At 70.4% G+C, this 16,576-nt stretch carries 13 protein-coding genes; 9 read left to right on the top strand and 4 right to left on the bottom strand.

Features of this window, described 5'->3' with window-relative positions:
• The first annotated feature begins 82 nt into the window (after positions 1 to 82).
• On the top strand, positions 83 to 1,417 hold the full coding sequence (locus NFR93_RS10310; protein WP_251453108.1) for a M50 family metallopeptidase: 1,335 nt from the start codon (positions 83 to 85) through the stop codon (positions 1,415 to 1,417).
• A 14-nt stretch (positions 1,418 to 1,431) separates the two neighbouring features.
• Here NFR93_RS10310 and NFR93_RS10305 read toward each other — a convergent pair whose 3' ends face one another.
• Positions 1,432 to 3,381: a chorismate-binding protein gene (locus NFR93_RS10305; protein ID WP_251453106.1), complete on the bottom strand. Its 1,950-nt coding sequence runs from the start codon at positions 3,379 to 3,381 to the stop codon at positions 1,432 to 1,434.
• 106 nt (positions 3,382 to 3,487) lie between these two features.
• Here NFR93_RS10305 and ispG point away from each other — a divergent pair, with 106 nt between their 5' ends.
• Both ispG and NFR93_RS10295 read left to right on the top strand, forming a co-directional pair.
• Complete coding sequence (gene ispG / locus NFR93_RS10300) at positions 3,488 to 4,639, top strand: flavodoxin-dependent (E)-4-hydroxy-3-methylbut-2-enyl-diphosphate synthase (protein ID WP_251453097.1); 1,152 nt, start codon at positions 3,488 to 3,490, stop codon at positions 4,637 to 4,639.
• A gap of 45 nt (positions 4,640 to 4,684) precedes the next feature.
• Positions 4,685 to 5,875 (top strand): benzoate/H(+) symporter BenE family transporter, encoded by a 1,191-nt coding sequence (locus NFR93_RS10295; protein ID WP_502846289.1) that lies wholly within the window; start codon positions 4,685 to 4,687, stop codon positions 5,873 to 5,875.
• Positions 5,876 to 5,877: 2 nt separating this feature from the next.
• Here NFR93_RS10295 and pcp read toward each other — a convergent pair whose 3' ends face one another.
• Positions 5,878 to 6,513, bottom strand: coding sequence for a pyroglutamyl-peptidase I (gene pcp, locus NFR93_RS10290; RefSeq protein WP_251453083.1), 636 nt, complete (start codon positions 6,511 to 6,513; stop codon positions 5,878 to 5,880).
• A gap of 52 nt (positions 6,514 to 6,565) precedes the next feature.
• Between pcp and NFR93_RS10285 the strand changes: the two genes are divergently transcribed.
• Both NFR93_RS10285 and NFR93_RS10280 read left to right on the top strand, forming a co-directional pair.
• On the top strand, positions 6,566 to 8,365 hold the full coding sequence (locus NFR93_RS10285) for a proline--tRNA ligase (RefSeq protein ID WP_251453082.1): 1,800 nt from the start codon (positions 6,566 to 6,568) through the stop codon (positions 8,363 to 8,365).
• Positions 8,366 to 8,510: 145 nt separating this feature from the next.
• A complete protein-coding gene (locus NFR93_RS10280) occupies positions 8,511 to 10,541 on the top strand; it encodes a PhoX family protein (RefSeq protein WP_251453579.1) in 2,031 nt (676 codons plus the stop codon).
• 60 nt (positions 10,542 to 10,601) lie between these two features.
• Here the strand turns inward: NFR93_RS10280 and NFR93_RS10275 are convergent, their stop codons facing one another.
• Both NFR93_RS10275 and NFR93_RS10270 read right to left on the bottom strand, forming a co-directional pair.
• Positions 10,602 to 11,402, bottom strand: coding sequence for a DUF1206 domain-containing protein (locus NFR93_RS10275; protein ID WP_251453079.1), 801 nt, complete (start codon positions 11,400 to 11,402; stop codon positions 10,602 to 10,604).
• Positions 11,403 to 11,504: 102 nt separating this feature from the next.
• Positions 11,505 to 13,016 carry an alanine/glycine:cation symporter family protein gene (locus NFR93_RS10270; RefSeq protein ID WP_251453077.1) on the bottom strand — a complete coding sequence of 504 codons (1,512 nt, stop codon included), beginning with the start codon at positions 13,014 to 13,016 and terminating at the stop codon, positions 11,505 to 11,507.
• A 63-nt stretch (positions 13,017 to 13,079) separates the two neighbouring features.
• Between NFR93_RS10270 and NFR93_RS10265 the strand changes: the two genes are divergently transcribed.
• From NFR93_RS10265 to NFR93_RS10250, 4 genes are all read left to right on the top strand, one after another.
• Positions 13,080 to 14,918 carry a lipase family protein gene (locus tag NFR93_RS10265; protein ID WP_251453075.1) on the top strand — a complete coding sequence of 613 codons (1,839 nt, stop codon included), beginning with the start codon at positions 13,080 to 13,082 and terminating at the stop codon, positions 14,916 to 14,918.
• 77 nt (positions 14,919 to 14,995) lie between these two features.
• On the top strand, positions 14,996 to 15,985 hold the full coding sequence (nusA, locus tag NFR93_RS10260; RefSeq protein ID WP_251453074.1) for a transcription termination factor NusA: 990 nt from the start codon (positions 14,996 to 14,998) through the stop codon (positions 15,983 to 15,985).
• Positions 15,986 to 16,083: 98 nt separating this feature from the next.
• Positions 16,084 to 16,284, top strand: a complete 201-nt coding sequence (locus tag NFR93_RS10255; protein WP_251453063.1) for a YlxR family protein — start codon at positions 16,084 to 16,086, stop codon at positions 16,282 to 16,284.
• A 59-nt stretch (positions 16,285 to 16,343) separates the two neighbouring features.
• The coding region (locus tag NFR93_RS10250) for a translation initiation factor IF-2 N-terminal domain-containing protein (protein ID WP_251453061.1) at positions 16,344 to 16,576 on the top strand (233 nt) is incomplete at its 3' end.

The following is a 16,576-nucleotide window of genomic DNA, read 5'->3' as shown; positions in this document are numbered from 1 at the left end:
CGAGGAACGTGCGTGAGGACGTCGCCGAGCGGTGACGCGCTTCGCGGCCAACTCGAAGCGACGCGCGGGTAGCGTGGGGCGTGTGGAAGTGATCGCGTTCATCATCGGCATCGCCCTCATGGTCGTGGGGCTCGCCCTGTCGATCGCGCTCCACGAGATCGGCCACCTCGTCCCCGCCAAGCGTTTCGGCGTCCGGGTGGGGCAGTACATGATCGGCTTCGGCCCGACCCTCTGGTCTCGGCGCTACGGTGAGACCGAGTACGGCGTGAAGGCCATCCCCCTGGGTGGCTACATCTCGATGGCGGGAATGTACCCGCCCAGTCCCGCCGACCGAGACGCCCACCGCGGCGGGCGGGCCGGCGGCGGATTCTTCGCCACGATGGTCCAGGACGCCCGTTCCGCCAACGACGAGACCGTCGACGGCGTCGAGGATCGCCGCGTGTTCTACCGGCTTCCGGTGTGGAAGCGGGTCGTGGTCATGCTGGGCGGGCCGTTCATGAACCTGCTCTTCGCGATCGTCCTCTTCGCCATCCTCCTCAGCGGCATCGGCGTGCAGACCGCCACCACCACGGTGCAGAGCGTCAGCGAGTGCGTGATCCCGGCGGATGCCGGCCGCACCGAGTGCACCGCGGACGACCCGGTCGCCCCGGCCGCGGCCGCCGGGATGCAGCCCGGGGACGTGCTGGTGAGCGTCGACGGCGAGCGTGTCGAGACCTTCGCCGAAGCATCCGAGATCATCCGCAGCTCACCCGGGCGGCAGTTGGCGATCGTCCTCGAGCGCGATGGCGCCGCGCAGACCGTCGAGCTGACCCCGGTGGCGGTGAGTCAGACCGAGGTCGACGACCGCGGCCGGCCCGTCGTCGGCCCAGACGGGGAGCCGCAGATCACCGAGGTGGGCTTCGCCGGCATCCGTCAGGAAGTCGACTATCTCCGCGAGCCTCTCTGGGCCGGACCCGCGGCAGCCATCGAGAACGTCGGCGCGGTCACCCAGGTGATCTGGCGGCTCCCGGTGCTGGTGTGGGAGACCGCGGTCGCCACCGTCACGGGTCAGGAGCGCGACCCCGACGGCCCGCTCAGCGTCGTCGGCGCGGGCGTCATCGCCGGTGAGGTCGCCGCGGCGGACGCGCCCGTGCTCAACCGCGTCGCCGGCTTCCTCTCGCTTCTGGCGTCGCTGAACATCGCGCTCTTCGTGTTCAACCTCGTGCCGCTGCTGCCCTTGGACGGCGGACACGTCGCCGTAGCGCTGTGGGACGGCATCAAGCGTGCGTGGGCCAAGCTCCGCGGCAGGGCCGCTCCGGCACCCGTCGACGCCACCAAGCTCGTCCCCGTGACCTTCGTGGTCGTCATCGCCCTGATCGCGATGGGTGCGGTGCTGATCGTCTCGGACGTGATCAACCCGATCTCCATCTTCGGCTGACCTCTCGGGACGGCTCAGGCTGCGCTGTATCCCAGCGCGTGGCCGACGAGGCGTTCCAGCGTCGTCATGCCGTCGCGGGACAGGATCGACTCGAGGTGTCCCTGGACCGACGCGTACGAGGGGCCGCGCAGAGCGAAGACGTCGCCGTCGGGTCCCGCCGCGATCTCGGTGTCGCCGATCCGGGTGACACCGGGCGCAACCCGTGCGGTGAAGGTGTTGTAGAACCCGATCGACGCATCGGTGCCGAACAGGTCGACGGTCTTCTGCAGACCCTGATGGGGGGCTGACAGCGGCGCGAGCCCGACCCCCACCGCGTCGGCCAGGATCTGGTGGCTGAGGCAGACCGCCAGAAGCGGCCGCCCGGACGCGGTGCGGCGCCGGACGATGTCGCGCATGCGGCGAATCCGCTCGCTGGAGACGTCGCGCGGATCGCCCGGGCCGGGGCCGGCGACCACGAGCTCTGCGGTGTCCACGCGCCGGTCGTCGACGTCCTGCCAGGGCAGGATCTCGACGTCCAGGCCGAGGTGACGCAGCTGATGGGCGAGCATCGTGGTGAAGCGGTCCTCGGCGTCGATCACGATCGCCGACCGGCCGGCGAAGGGTCCGACCTCACCGGGGTCCTGCGGATTCAGCCAGAAGGCCGCCAGGCGCCCGTTGCGAGAGGCCAGCAAGGCGGCGATACCGGGGTCGTCCGCGAGGGCACGGGGCTCCGGCGCCGGAGCATCCTCGTCGATGGCATCGGACGCGGTGGTCGCGACCAGCTCGCGCGGGATCGCGCCGATCGCGCCGAGGACTCCCGCCGCCTTGCCGTGGGTCTCGCCCACCTCGCCGTAGGGGTCGGAGTGCCGGACGAGCGTGGCGCCGACGGGGACCCTCAGACGACCGTCCTGCAGATAGGCCGTTCGGATGAGGATGGGGGCGTCGAGGTCGTGGGACGCGCCGCCGTCGGTGTCGGTGGCCCCGGGCCGCGGCGTGAACAGCGCGGCGACGCCCGAGTAATAGCCGCGCGGTGTCGCCTCGTGCCGGGCGATGACGGTGCAGGCGTTCTGCATCGGCGACCCCGTCACGGTCGGGGCGAACATGGTCTCTCGGAGGATGTCGCGCGGATCGAGCCGGCTGCGACCCCGGAGCACGTACTCGGTGTGCGTGAGCCGTGACATCTCCTTCAGGTGCGGCCCGGTGATGCGCCCCCCGTCCGAGCACACGGCGCTCATCATCTTGAGCTCTTCGTCGACGACCATGAAGAGCTCCTCGGTCTCCTTGGTCGACTCGAGGAACGCGGTGAGCGTCTCGACCGTCGCGCCGCCGGCCGGGTGGCGGAAGGTCCCGGAGATGGGGTTCATCGTCACCACACCGTCCTGGGCGCTGACGTGCGCCTCCGGGCTCGCGCCGACGGCGATGTGCCCGTCGGTCACCACGGCGAAGGTCCAATAGGCGCCCCGTTCGTGCTCGAGCAGCGCACGGAACCAGGTGAGGGCCGTCGTGACCGGGTCGCCGTCGACCCCGGCGGTGAAGTCGCGTCGGATGACGAAGTTCGCCCCTTCGCCGCGGCCGATCTCGTCCGCGATGACGGTCCGCACGATCTGCGCGTAGTCCTCGTCCGAGATGTCGAACCCGGGCTCGATGAGCGGCACCGGATGGGCGGGGAGTCCCGCCATCACCTCCGCGCGCGGGACCTCGCGGTGATCGGCCACGACGAGGCATCGCAGCGGCGCACCGTCGTCGTGGCACGCGAAACCGCGTTCGCGCACCTGACGGTAGGGAACGAGGGCGAGCACCTCGCGCGCACGCCCGGTCGCGTCCTGGAGGGGGATGTCGGCCAACAGCTCAACGTCGACGACGTCGCCGGTCAGAAGCTCGACGGTGTCGGGGGTGCGCGCTATGAGCGCGAACGGAGCTCCGTCGGCGATCAGCGCGGCCAGGTCGGCGCGGTCGGCGGAGGAAGGGGGATCGGGCCGGGTCATGTCGCGCCGAAACTACCACAGCGCGGGGAAGCCCCCGTCGGGGGCCGGGGCGCGCAGGCGACGGATGACGGCGCCGCCCGCCGGGCCGCGGCGTAGGCTGGGAGACGTGCCCGCCGTGAACCTCGGAATGCCGAACGTCCCCCACACCCTCGCTCCGCGTCGCAAGAGCCGACAGATCAAGGTCGGCAAGGTCCTGGTGGGCGGAGACGCCCCGGTCAGCGTCCAGTCGATGACGACCACTCCGACGACCAACATCAACGCGACGCTGCAGCAGATCGCCGAGCTCACCGCCTCCGGCTGCGAGATCGTGCGCGTCGCCGTGCCGTCGCAGGACGACGCCGATGTGCTCCACATCATCGCCAAGAAGAGCCAGATCCCGGTCATCGCCGACATCCACTTCCAGCCCAAGTACGTTTTCCAGGCCATCGACGCCGGATGCGCCGCTGTCCGGGTCAATCCGGGGAACATCCGGAAGTTCGACGACCAGGTCGGCGCGATCGCCAAGGCCGCATCGGATGCCGGTGTGTCGCTGCGCATCGGCGTGAACGCAGGGTCGCTCGACCCGCGGCTGCTGCAGAAGTACGGCAAAGCGACCCCCGAGGCGCTCGCCGAGAGCGCTCGCTGGGAGGCGTCGCTGTTCGAGGAGCACGACTTCCACGACTTCAAGATCTCGGTCAAGCACAACGACCCGGTGATCATGGTGCAGGCCTACCGTCTGCTCGCGGCGATGGGCGACTGGCCGCTGCACCTCGGTGTGACCGAGGCCGGCCCCGCCTTCCAGGGCACGATCAAGAGCGCGACCGCCTTCGGGATCCTGCTCGGCGAGGGGATCGGCGACACGATCCGGGTATCGCTGTCGGCGCCCCCGGCCGAAGAGGTCAAGGTCGGACACCAGATCCTGCAGTCGCTCAACCTGCGTGAGCGCAAGCTCGAGATCGTCTCGTGTCCCTCGTGCGGGCGCGCGCAGGTCGATGTGTACACGCTGGCCGATGATGTGACCGAGGGTCTGAAGGACATGACCGTCCCGCTGCGGGTCGCCGTGATGGGCTGCGTCGTGAACGGTCCCGGGGAGGCGCGGGAAGCCGACCTCGGCGTGGCATCGGGCAACGGCAAGGGCCAGATCTTCGTCAAGGGGCAGGTCATCAAGACCGTGCCCGAGGCCGACATCGTCCAGACGCTCATCGAAGAGGCGAACCGCCTCGCCGCCGAGATGGGTCCTGAAGCCGGCATCGGAACGGCCCAGGTCGTCACGAGTTGACCGTCCGCCGCCCCGGCGGCGACGCGCTACCGTGACCGGGTGACCCTGCCCGATCCCGCGCCGGCGAATGGCCCCCTGTCCCGGCCCATCATCGCTGGCATCGTGACAGCGCTCGTCGGGGTGACGAGCTCTTTCGCCGTGGTCCTGACCGGGCTGGCGGCGGTGGGAGCGTCGTCCGCCCAGGCCGCGAGCGGGCTGCTCGTGCTGTGCGTCACGATGGGGGTCGCCTCGATCATCCTGGCGTGGCGGACGCGGATGCCGGTCACCGTCGCGTGGTCGACACCGGGGGCGGCGGTCCTCGCGGCGAGCGGCGGCGTCGACGGCGGATGGTCGGCGGCGGTCGGGGCGTTCCTCGTGACGGCAGCCCTCATCCTCCTCACCGCCCTGTGGCCGCAGCTCGGTCGCCTCATCGCCCGCATCCCGCCATCGATCGCGCAGGCGATGCTCGCGGGAGTCCTGCTGCCGCTGTGCCTCGCGCCGATCGGCGGGCTCATGCAGACACCGTGGGCGGTCGCGCCGGTGCTGGCGACATGGCTTCTCGCGGTCCGCTTCGCCCCGCGGTGGGCGGTGCCGCTCGCCTTCGTCGCCGCGGCATCGGTCATCGGCATCGACATCGCCCTCACCGATGCGGCGGTGGCGTCGTCCTCGCTGGTGCCCCGCGTCGAGTTCACCGCGCCGTCTCTGACGGTCGGCTCGGTGCTCGGCCTGGCGCTGCCGCTCTTCCTCGTCACGATGGCGTCCCAGAACGTGCCGGGCGTGGCCATCATGCGCAGCTACGGCTACCACGTGCCGTGGCGGCCGGCGATGCTCGTCACCGGCCTCGGAACCGCCCTGGGGGCGCCCGCCGGTGGGCACGCGATCAACCTGGCGGCGATCAGCGCCGCCCTCGCCGCCGCGCCCGACGCCGACCCCGACCCACGTCGACGGTGGGTGGCGGGCGTATCGACCGGGGTCACGGCCATCGCCCTCGGCGGCCTGTCCGCCGTCCTCACGGCCCTCCTCCTCGTGGCACCCGCCGGCGTCGTTCCGGCGGTCGCGGGCGTGGCGCTCCTCGCCGCCTTCGGCTCGGCGGTGCAGCAGGCCGTCGACGAGCCCGGTGAACGTCTTCCGGCGGTGGTGACGCTGCTCGTCGCGGCGTCAGGAGTGCAGGCCGCCGGCATCGGTGCGGCGTTCTGGGCGCTCGCGGCGGGACTTCTCGTCCGCGGAGTGCTCCGTCTGGGCGCGACTCCGCGCTGACCTCAGTGCACCGCACCGCCCGGCAGACGCAGATCGTCCTCGTCCGAGAGGCTGGCATCGATGACGATCCCGATCGCCTGGACGATGTCCGCGAAGGGCAGGGATGCCGCGTCGGCGGTCGGGGCGTGCTCCCGCGACCAGGGCACGTGCACGAACCCTGACCGGGAAGGGGCCGGTGCGGCGTCCAGCGCCGTGAAGAAGACGTGGTTGCACACGTAGGTGCCGGCCGAGTGGGACAGCTCCGCAGGAATTCCCGCACCACCGAGTTCCTGCACGATGCGCTTGACCGGGAGGGACGCGAACCGGGCAGCAGGGGCGCCCGGAGTGCTCGGCTCGTCCACCGGCTGCTCGCCGTCGTTGTCGGGGATGCGGGCGTCGAGAAGGTTCACCGCGATGCGTTCCACGCCGACCGCGGTGCGGCCGCCGGCCAGGCCGGCGGCGAGGACGACGTCGGGGGAGTGGCGGGCGATGAGCTCGCGCATCCGGTTCGCCGCCCCCGCGAACGCGACCGGCAGCACGTCCACGACCAGCTCGGCGGATCCCGTCCACGACGCCGCCACCTGCCCCACGGCCGCGCCCGACGGATTGAAGGAGTCGCCCCCAAAGGGCTCGAACCCGGTCAGAAGCACAGTCGTCATCGGTTCAGGCTACGGCCGGACGCGGCATCCGCCCGCCCTAGACTTGTGCCTCGTGGTCACACGTCTCTCGCACTACTTCGTCCGCACGCTCCGCGAAGACCCCGCCGACGCGGAAGTCACCAGTCATCGGCTGCTCGTGCGCGCCGGCTACATCCGCCGCACCGCGCCCGGAATCTTCACGTGGCTGCCGCTCGGGTTGCGGGTCAAGGCGCGCATCGAGGCGATCATCCGCGACGAGATGGCCGACGCCGGAGCCTATGAGGTGCACTTCCCGGCCCTGGTGCCCGCCGAGCCGTACCGCGAGTCGGGGCGCTGGGAGGCCTACGGCAACGGCATCTTCCGGCTGAAGGACCGCAAGGAGGCCGACTATCTGCTCGCGCCGACCCACGAGGAGCTTTTCACGCTCCTCGTGAAGGACCTCTACGCCTCGTACAAGGATCTGCCGCTGGCGATCTACCAGATCCAGGACAAGTACCGTGATGAAGCGCGTCCCCGCGCGGGGCTCCTGCGCGGACGCGAGTTCACGATGAAGGACGCCTACTCCTTCGACTACACCGACGCCGGACTCGAAGCCTCGTACCAGGCCCAGCGCGACGCCTACGAGCGCATCTTCACCCGCCTCGGACTCGAGTACGTGATCGTCGCCGCCGACAACGGGCTCATGGGAGGCGCCCGCAGCGAGGAGTTCCTGCACCCGACCACGGTCGGCGAAGACACCTTCGTCCGCTCGGCCGGAGGCTACGCCGCCAATGTCGAGGCCTTCACCACGGCCGCTCCCGCTCCCATCCCGTTCGACGGGCTTCCGGCACCCGTGGTCTTCGATTCGCCCGACACCCCGACCATCCAGACCCTCGTGGCTCACTGCGCGGCCCACCTCCCCGCGCCGGAGCCCGGTGTGGCCGGTCCGGCGACGGCCGACGCGACCACATGGAGCGCCGCGCACACCCTCAAGAACGTCGTCCTCGCCCTGACCCACCCCGACGCCACGCGCGAGCTGGTGGTGGTGGGCCTGCCCGGGGATCGCGACGTCGATGACAAGCGGGCCGAGGTGGCCTTCGCGCCGGCGGCCGTCGAAGCCGCCACCGAAGCCGACTTCGCCCGCCACCCTGCGCTGGTGAAGGGCTACATCGGCCCGTGGGCGCCCGACGGTGCTGTCCTCGGCGAGGAGTCGGCCACCGGCATCCGTTATCTCGTCGACCCTCGGGTCGTGGACGGGACCGCCTGGGTGACCGGAGCGAACATCGACCAGAAGCACGTGCACGGCCTCGTCGCCGGCCGTGACTTCGTCGCCGACGGCGTGGTCGAGGTCGCCGAGGTGATCGCCGGAGACCCGGCGCCCGACGGGTCCGGACCCGTCGAGCTCGCGCGCGGAATGGAGATCGGTCACGTCTTCCAGCTCGGCCGGTTCTTCGCCGAGAAGCTCGGGCTGAAGGTCCTTGATGAGAACGGCAAGCTGGTGACCGTCACCATGGGGTCGTACGGGATCGGCGTCACCCGCATCCTGGCGATCCTCGCCGAGCTCAACAACGATGAGCGCGGCCTCGTATGGCCGGAATCGGTCGCGCCGTTCGATGTGCACGTGGTGGCGACCGGACGCGACACGGTGGCGTTCGAGCTCGCCACCGAGGTGTCCGACGCCCTCCAGACGGCGGGCCTCGACGTGCTCTACGACGACCGGCCCAAGGTGTCGCCCGGGGTGAAGTTCGGCGACGCCGAGCTCATCGGCGTCCCGCGGATCCTGATCGTCGGTCGCGGCGCCGCCGACGGCCAGGTTGAGCTGTGGAACCGTCGCACGGGCGAGCGCGAGGTGCTGTCGGTGGACGAGGCTGTGGCGGCGCTCGCGGTGCGCTGACGCCGTCGCCACCCGTTCGGCTGGCTGACGGACGCCGTTCATCTGCGCGTGGGGTCGTCGTCGCCCTCTCTCGAAAGGGTCGATCCGACCCCTAGAGAGAGGATGACCGGTGTCTTCCATCGAGAACCGTCGTCGATCGCTTCCCATGCTCGACCACGTCCGCGGCAAGCGATCCGCCGTCACGTGCCAGTACAAGTGCGCGAACGCCTGCCTCGGCCCCGAGTGCAACACCTCCGCCAACGAGCACTTCCGCGACGTCGCCTCGGCGGCCCTGTCCCGTCGGGCGCTGCTGGGCATGGGTGCCGCGGCCGCCGTCGCCGTCGCCGTGTCGGGGCTGCGCGCCGGTGCGCCCGCGTCGAGTCCGGTGGCGGCGGGAACCGGCGGCGCCGGCGTGGCGTTCGCGCGGCCGGGCACCGGCTCGCTCGCCTTCGACCCGATCGAGTCGGTCGCGAGCTCGGTGGATGCGTTCACCGTCCCCCAGGGCTACACCTGGCGTCCGATCATCCGATGGGGCGATCCGCTCTTCTCGTCGGCGCCGCTGTTCGACATCGACGCCCAGAGCCCCGAGGCCCAGGCCGGGCAGTTCGGCTACAACTGCGACTACCTCGACATCGTGGCCGACCCGAGCGGAAAGCGCGGGACGCTGGTGGTGAACCACGAGTACGTCAATCCCGGCATCATGTTCCCTCCCACGTCCGACCCCGCGGAGATCCGTCGGCGCAGCGAGATCTTCAAGGCTGCGCAGGGCCTGTCGGTGGTCGAGGTCAGGCGCACGCGCGTGGGCGACCCGTGGACGTACGAGATCGACGGACGCCGCAATCGGCGCATCACCGTCGAGACGCCCTTCGAGATCACCGGACCCGCTGCCGGGAGTGCCCTCATGACGACGGCGGGCGACCCCACCGGCCGTCGGGTCAAGGGCACCCTCGGCAACTGCGCGGGAGGCACGACGCCGTGGGGCACTGTTCTGTCGGGCGAGGAGAACTTCAACGGCTACTTCGCCTGGAACGCCGCCACCGAGGGCCAGCGGCGCTACCAGGGGTCGTCGAGCTTCTCGACCTCGACCGGGTGGGAGTCGTGGGACCCCCGCTTCAACAGCCACGACCCCGGGTACGTCAACGAGCCCAACCGGTTCGGCTGGATCGTCGAGGTCGACCCCGAGGACCCGACGTCCACGCCGCGCAAGCACACCGCGATGGGCCGGATGAAGCACGAGGGCGCCAACGTCATCGTCGCCGAGGACAAGCGCGTCGTCGCTTACATGGGCGATGACGAACGCAACGACTACCTCTACAAGTTCGTCTCGAAGAACCGCATCTCGGGCTCGCGGAAGAAGAACCTCGATCTCCTCGCCGAGGGGGACCTGTACGTCGCGAAGTTCTTCGGCGACTCGCCCGCAGCCGAGATCACCGGCTCGGGAGCTCTGCCCTCGGACGGTGCGTTCGACGGCAGCGGCCAGTGGATCCCGCTCACCCGCGACGGGGCGAGCGCCGTGCCGGGGATGACGATCGAGGAGGTGCTGGTCTTCACCCGCCTGGCCGCCGACCGCGTCGGCGCGACGAAGATGGATCGACCCGAGGACGTCGAGCCGAACCCCCTCACCGGCAAGGTGTACGTCGCCCTCACGAACAACACCCAGCGCGGCTCCGCGGCGCCGCTGGACGAGGCGAACCCCGTCACCGGCAACCGCTACGGTCACGTGATCGAGCTCACTGAGACGGCGGGGCAGTCCGGCGACACGTTCGGCTGGAGCATCCTGCTGCTGTGCGGCGACCCGGCGACGTTCGACAACGCCTACTTCGCGGGCTTCCCGAAGGACCAGGTGTCACCGATCTCGTGCCCCGACAACGTCGCATTCGACTCCGAGGGCAACCTGTGGATCTCGACCGACGGCGCGCCGAGCACCATCGGTCGCAACGACGGGCTGTTCAAGGTCCCGCTCGAGGGTCCCGAGCGGGGACGCGTCCAGCAGTTCCTCGCCGTTCCCCGGGATGCCGAGACATGCGGTCCGGTCATCCACGACGCCGAGGGGATCGTGCTCGTCGCGGTGCAGCATCCCGGTGAGGACGGCACCTTCGCCGAGCCGCGGTCGCGGTTCCCCGACTACGGCGCGGACGGACCGGGGGACGCACCCAACGCGCCCCGGCCTTCGGTCGTGCAGGTTCACCGGGTGTGACCGAACGGGGGCCTGCGGCATCGCGCCGCAGGCCCCCGTTCGCCGCAGGGTCGGGATCGATCAGAGCCGGGTGTAGCGTGCCCGAGCGAACTGGAAGACGCCGTAGGCGATGAGTCCGACTCCGACCGCGCCGAGGAGCCACGGCCCGTACGGCAGGTCGAGGAGGCTCTTGAGCGCACCATCGAAGCCGGCAGCCTTCTCGGCGTCGGAGGTCACCCCCGCGGCGATGAGCAGGATGCCGATGATGCCGAGCGCGATCCCCTTGGCGACGTAGCCGACCACGCCGAGCTTGGTGATGCCGTTCGAGACCTTGCCGCCGGGGAGCGAGAGGTTCTCGAGGAACTTCTTCTTCACGCCCTTGTAGACGAAGTATCCGCCGATGCCGAGGACGATGAGTCCACCGAGGCCCACGATGAACGCGCCACCCGGCATGCGGAGGATGCCGGCGGTGGCGTCCTCGGTGCTCTGCTCGCTGTTGGCGCTTCCGCCGAGGGCGAAGGTGACGGCGATCCCGCCGAGGAACAGGTACGCGGCCGCGCGTCCGAAGCTGGCGAGACGGTCGGTCCACTTGTCCTTGCCCTGGCCGGGCTCGAGGATGCCCTCGATGATGTACCAGAGCGCCAGGGCGAAGAGGCCGAGAGCCAGGATCCACAGCAGGACGAAGCCGGCGGGTGCGCCGGCGATGGCCTTCATCGCGCCGGACTGATCGCTCGACCCGCCGCCCCCGAGGGCGATGGTGAGCGCGATCGCGCCGATCAGGATGTGGACGACGCCGTTCGCGGCGTAGCCGGTCCGGGCGAGGACACGCAGGGCGGGGGAGGAGGAGGCCGATCTGGCCACCTGCTTGTGCGTCTGGTTCATGGGCTCAGGATAGAAGCACAGGGCGTTCACAGGAACAGGGCTTGACCGCGAGTCGCGCCGCATGCTTCGCCGGGGACGGGCGCCGGCTCGAGGTGCGCGCCGTCACTCCTGGTGGGGCGCGTGGTGCAGGTGGTCGCGGTGCTTCTCCGCCTGACGGCGCTTGACCGGAAGGTCGATGGGGCCGGTGACCGACAGCTCGTCCTCCCACACCTCGATGTTGCGGACATCGGGCAGCCGGTCGCGCGTGAACACGGGGTCGCGGCCCTCGCGCCGCTGCTGGGTGTAGTCCTTCAGCAGGCGGAAGGCGACACCCGAGAGCAAGGCGATCGCGACGAGGTTCACGAGCGCCATGAAGCCCATCGCCCCGTCGGCGAAGTTCCACACCAGGTCGGCCGAGACGATCGAGCCCACGAGGACCGCCACCACGGCGAGGATCCGGTAGCCCAGCAGCACGCCCGGTCGCGGGGTGATGAACTCGATGTTCGACTCGCCGTAGTAGTAGTTGCCGAGGATCGAGCTGAAGGCCAGCAGGAAGATGATGATGCTCAGCAGCACGTTCGACCATTCGCCGAGCGCGCCGACGATCGCCCCCTGGGTCAGCGATATGCCCCGCTCGGCCCCGGCGAGGTCGGGCACCGACACCAGCACGATGAACGCGGTGATCGAGCACACCAGGAACGTGTCGAAGTACACGCCGAGCGTCTGGACGAGCCCCTGCTTCACAGGGTGGGTGACCGCGGCGCTGGCTCCGGCGTTCGGCGCCGAGCCGAGCCCGGCCTCGTTCGAGAACATGCCCCGTTTGACGCCGGTCAGGATGATGTACCCGAGGGTCGCGCCGACGACCTCGTTGGGACCGAAGGCCTGCGTGAAGATCGTCGCGAAGACCTCCGGGAGCCGCTCGATGTGGATCGCCACGATGACCAGGCCGAGGAGCAGGTAGAGCAGCGCCATGGCCGGGACGAGCGTCTGGGTGACCGAGGCGATGCGGCGGACGCCGCCGAAGATGACCAGCGCCATGAGCACCGCGAGCGAGATGCCGATGACCCACGGGAGCCAGCCCACGGCGTCATCGCCGAAGCTTCCCGATATCGTCGCCTGGATGGTGTTGGCCTGCAGCGAGCTGAACGCGATCGGGAAGCAGATGATGAGGATGATCGCGAAGAGGATGCCCATCCACCGAGCGCCCAGCCCTCGCTGCATGTAGTACGCCGGACCGCCGCGGAAGCCGTCCTTGTCTCGGGTCTTGTAGAGCTGCGCGAGCGAGGACTCGATGAAGGCGGACGCGCCGCCGATGAAGGCCATGAGCCACATCCAGAACACCGCTCCGGGTCCGCCGATGGCGATGGCGGTGCCCACGCCCGCGATGTTGCCGACGCCCACCCGCGAGGCGGCGGAGATCGTGAAGGCCTGGAACGACGACACCGATTGCGGTTTGCCGTCGGTCGTCCGCGGGGTCTTGTCTGTGAGCGTCCGGAACATCTCGGGCAGCAGCCGGAACTGCACCACTCCGGATCGGATCGTGAAGTAGAGCCCCAGCAGCACCACCACCGGCAGCACCGCCCAGGTCCACAGGTTGTCGCCCCACAGCAGAAGCCAGTCGTTAGCCGCATCCATCGCCCCAGTATGGCGGCGGCCGCGTCGGCGGGCCACCGTCGTCGGAGACATACCATGGGCGGGATGGCACATCGCAGCCCACGCTCGCGCCCGATGCGGTGGAGCGTGCTGCCGCGCCTGGTCGAGGGCGCGCATCCCCGCGTGGTGCTGCTGGTGGGCATCGCCCTCGCCACACTCGGGGCGCTCATCGCCCTGCGCCCCCTGACCTCCCTCTTCGTGCTCGCGCTGTACGTGGGGGTCAGCGCCATCGTCTCGGGCATCTGGGAGTTCGCCGCGCCCACCGGTCGCGCCTGGTGGCACCGCGCCCTCGCCTCGGCCTGGGTGCTGGTCGGTCTCGCCGTCATCGTCTGGTTCGGCCGCAGCCTGGATCTGGCACCCGCCGCGCTGGCGGTGCTCCTGGTGCTGGGCGGTCTGGCATCCCTCGGCGACGCGACCACGCGCGGTCGTGCGAGCGTGCGCGTGCTCGCCGCCACGTGGGGGGCGGCCCAGCTGGTCTTCGGTGTTCTGGCCCTCACCTGGCCCGATGTGACGGTCCTCGTCGTCGCCGTCGTCTTCGGGGTCCGCACGTTCGTCTTCGGCGTCTCACTCGCCGTGCGCGGCGGCCGGCGCCTGGTCGCCCGGCGCGACAGCGCGGGACGACCACGACGTCCGACGCGCGCGGCGACCAGATGGGCGGATGCCGGGCGGTTCGCTCTCTCGCTGGTGCTGGTCCTGACCGCGTCGGGCGCGTGGTGGGTCAACGAGTGGCTCTCCGACGGCGCGCCCGTCGTGGGCTCCTTCTACGATCCGCCGGCCGAGGTTCCCAGAGAGCACGGAGCGCTCATCCGAGAGGACGACTTCGACGGGCGACAGCCTCCGGGGGCGACGGTGAGCCGCATCCTGTACACGACGATCGACGCACGCAGTCAGCCGGCCGTCGGCAGCGCGCTGGTGATCATCCCCGACGGTGTCTCGTGGCAGCCGCGGGACGTGGTGCTGTGGAACCACGGCACGACGGGTGTCGCGCGCGGCTGCGCGCCGAGTCTGCGCGAGGCCTCGGCGACGCGCTGGGCCATCCCCGCGCTCGACGAGGCGATCGAACGCGGCTGGGTGGTGGTGGCCCCGGACTACACAGGCCAGGGGGCACCCGGCGTCTTCCCGTACCTGATCGGAGTGGGGGAGGCGCAGTCGGCACTGGATGCCGTGAGAGCGGCCGACGAGGCCTTCGGGGTCTGGCTCAGCGACCGGGTCGCGCTGTGGGGTCATTCGCAGGGCGGCCATGCCGCGCTGTGGTCCGCGCAGCTCGCCGCCGAATACACCCCGGAGCTCGACATCGTCGGCACCGCGGCGCTGGCCCCGGTGACCGACCCCCTCGCCCTGGCCGGCGAGCTCACCGACGGCGATGCCTCGCCGCTGCTGACCGTGCTCATCTCGTGGGTGCTCGTCCCCTACGCCGACACGTATCCGGACGTCGAACTGACGGACTACGTCGCTCCCGGGGCGCGATCCATCGTCCGCGAGATGACCACGCGTTGCCCGAGCGAGCCCGGCGTCATCGTGTCGGTGCTGGCCGCGCTCGGCGTGTCCGAGGATCGGCCGCTCTACGTCGGCGATCTGACGGGCGGGCCGCTGGGAGCGCGGCTCGCGCAGAACGCCGTGACGGGCCCCTTCGACGAACCGCTCCTGGTGGCGTGGGGGGCCGCCGACGAGGTCATCCCCCCACAGCTCCAGCAGGACTTCGTCGACCGGGCGTGCACGGACGGAGCGGAGGTGTCATGGGGCATCTACCGCGACACCGATCATCAGGGGATCCTGCTGCCGGGCTCGCGCTTCCTGCCGTTCCTGGTGCGCTGGACCGAGGACCGGTTCGAGGGCGGCGGAGCCCCGATCGACGACTGCGGGCGCTACGGGATCACGCCGTGAGGCGCTCGTGCATCGGGTAACGTTGTAGGGTTCCGGTGCGCTCGGCGTGCCGGTGAGAGCTGAATACGGAGGCAAGCGTGGACATCGATCTCGGACTTCTCAGGACCATCGAGCGCGAGAAGGAGATTCCCCTCGACGAACTGGTGCGGATCATCGAGCAGGCGATCCTGACCGCCTACGCGAAGCACAGCTCCGCCGACGGAGAACTCGCCGACGGCGCCCGTGCCTCCGTCGATCGTAAGACCGGGCACGTGGCGATCTTCGTCCCCCTGGTCGACGACACCGGTGCGGTCATCGGCGAAGAGGAGACCACTCCCGACGACTTCGGGCGGATCGCCGCATTCGCCGCCAAGCAGGTCATCAGCCAGCGGCTGCGAGACATCGCCGACGACGCGGTGCTGGGCGAGTTCCGCGGCAAGGAGGGCGACATCGTCGCGGGGGTCGTGCAGCAGGGTCCGAACCCGCGCATGGTCCACGTCGACCTCGGCTCCGTCGAGGCGATCCTGCCGCCCGAAGAGCAGGTGCCGGGCGAGGACTACGCGCACGGCTCGCGCCTGCGTGTTTACGTCACGAGTGTCTCCAAGGGGACGAAGGGCCCGCAGATCACCGTGTCGCGCACCCACCCCGGACTCGTCCGCAAGCTCTTCGCCCTCGAGGTGCCCGAGATCCCGGCGGGCCTTGTCGAGATCGTCTCGCTCGCGCGGGAGGCCGGCCACCGCACCAAGATCGCCGTCAAGGCCAACGATCCCGCCATCAACGCCAAGGGCGCGTGCATCGGCGAACTCGGACGACGCGTCCGCGCCGTCACCGAGGAGCTCGGCGGCGAGAAGATCGATATCGTCGACTACGACCCCGAACTGCCCAAGTTCGTCGCGAACGCGCTCTCACCGGCGAAGGTGACGTCCAGCTTCGTCCTGGATGCCGGTACCAAGGCCGTCCGCGCCCTCGTGCCGGACTACCAGCTCTCCCTCGCGATCGGCAAGGAGGGGCAGAACGCCCGCCTGGCGGCGAAGCTCACGGGCGCGAAGATCGACATCCAGCCCGACAGCATCCTCGACGAGGGCTGACCGGCCACGCGGGTCCGGGGTGTAACATGGAGCCCGTACGAACGTGCGTCGGTTGCCGCACGCGTGCCCCCCGATCCGCCCTCCTCAGGGTGGTCTGCGTGGATTCCGCCGTCATTCCCGACGAGCGGGCATCGATGCCGGGGCGGGGCGCGTGGGTGCACGAGACGTCCGAATGCGTGAACGCCGCGGTGCGGCGCCGCGCGTTCGTGCGGGCATTGCGTGTATCGGGCCCGCTGAACACGCAGACCATCGAGAAACGGCTGAACGGCTATGGACAAGAAGTGAACGGCTCGAAATGAGACCCGTCCGCGACTGACGGTCTGCCCTGTCCGGGGTAGGCCCCCAAGACAGGAGAATTGTGGCAAAACCACGCGTACACGAGATCGCTTCCGAGCTCGGCGTCGACAGCAAGGTCGCTCTGGCCAAGCTGAAGGAACTCGGCGAGTTCGTCAAGAGCCCGTCATCGACCATCGAGCCCCCGGTGGCCCGCAAGCTGCGCGCGGCCCTCGAAGCCGATGGCACGGCGGGTGCCGCGGCACCGGCCGAGAAGAAGGCCGCGGCCCCCGCACGCTCCGGCGCGCGCCCCGGCCC

The organism is Microbacterium sp. Marseille-Q6648, assembly GCF_943181415.1.
In the GTDB taxonomy this organism is placed as follows: domain Bacteria; phylum Actinomycetota; class Actinomycetes; order Actinomycetales; family Microbacteriaceae; genus Microbacterium.
The sequence above is the reverse complement of the archived record's forward strand: the minus strand, read 5'-3'. Positions and strand labels throughout refer to the sequence as shown.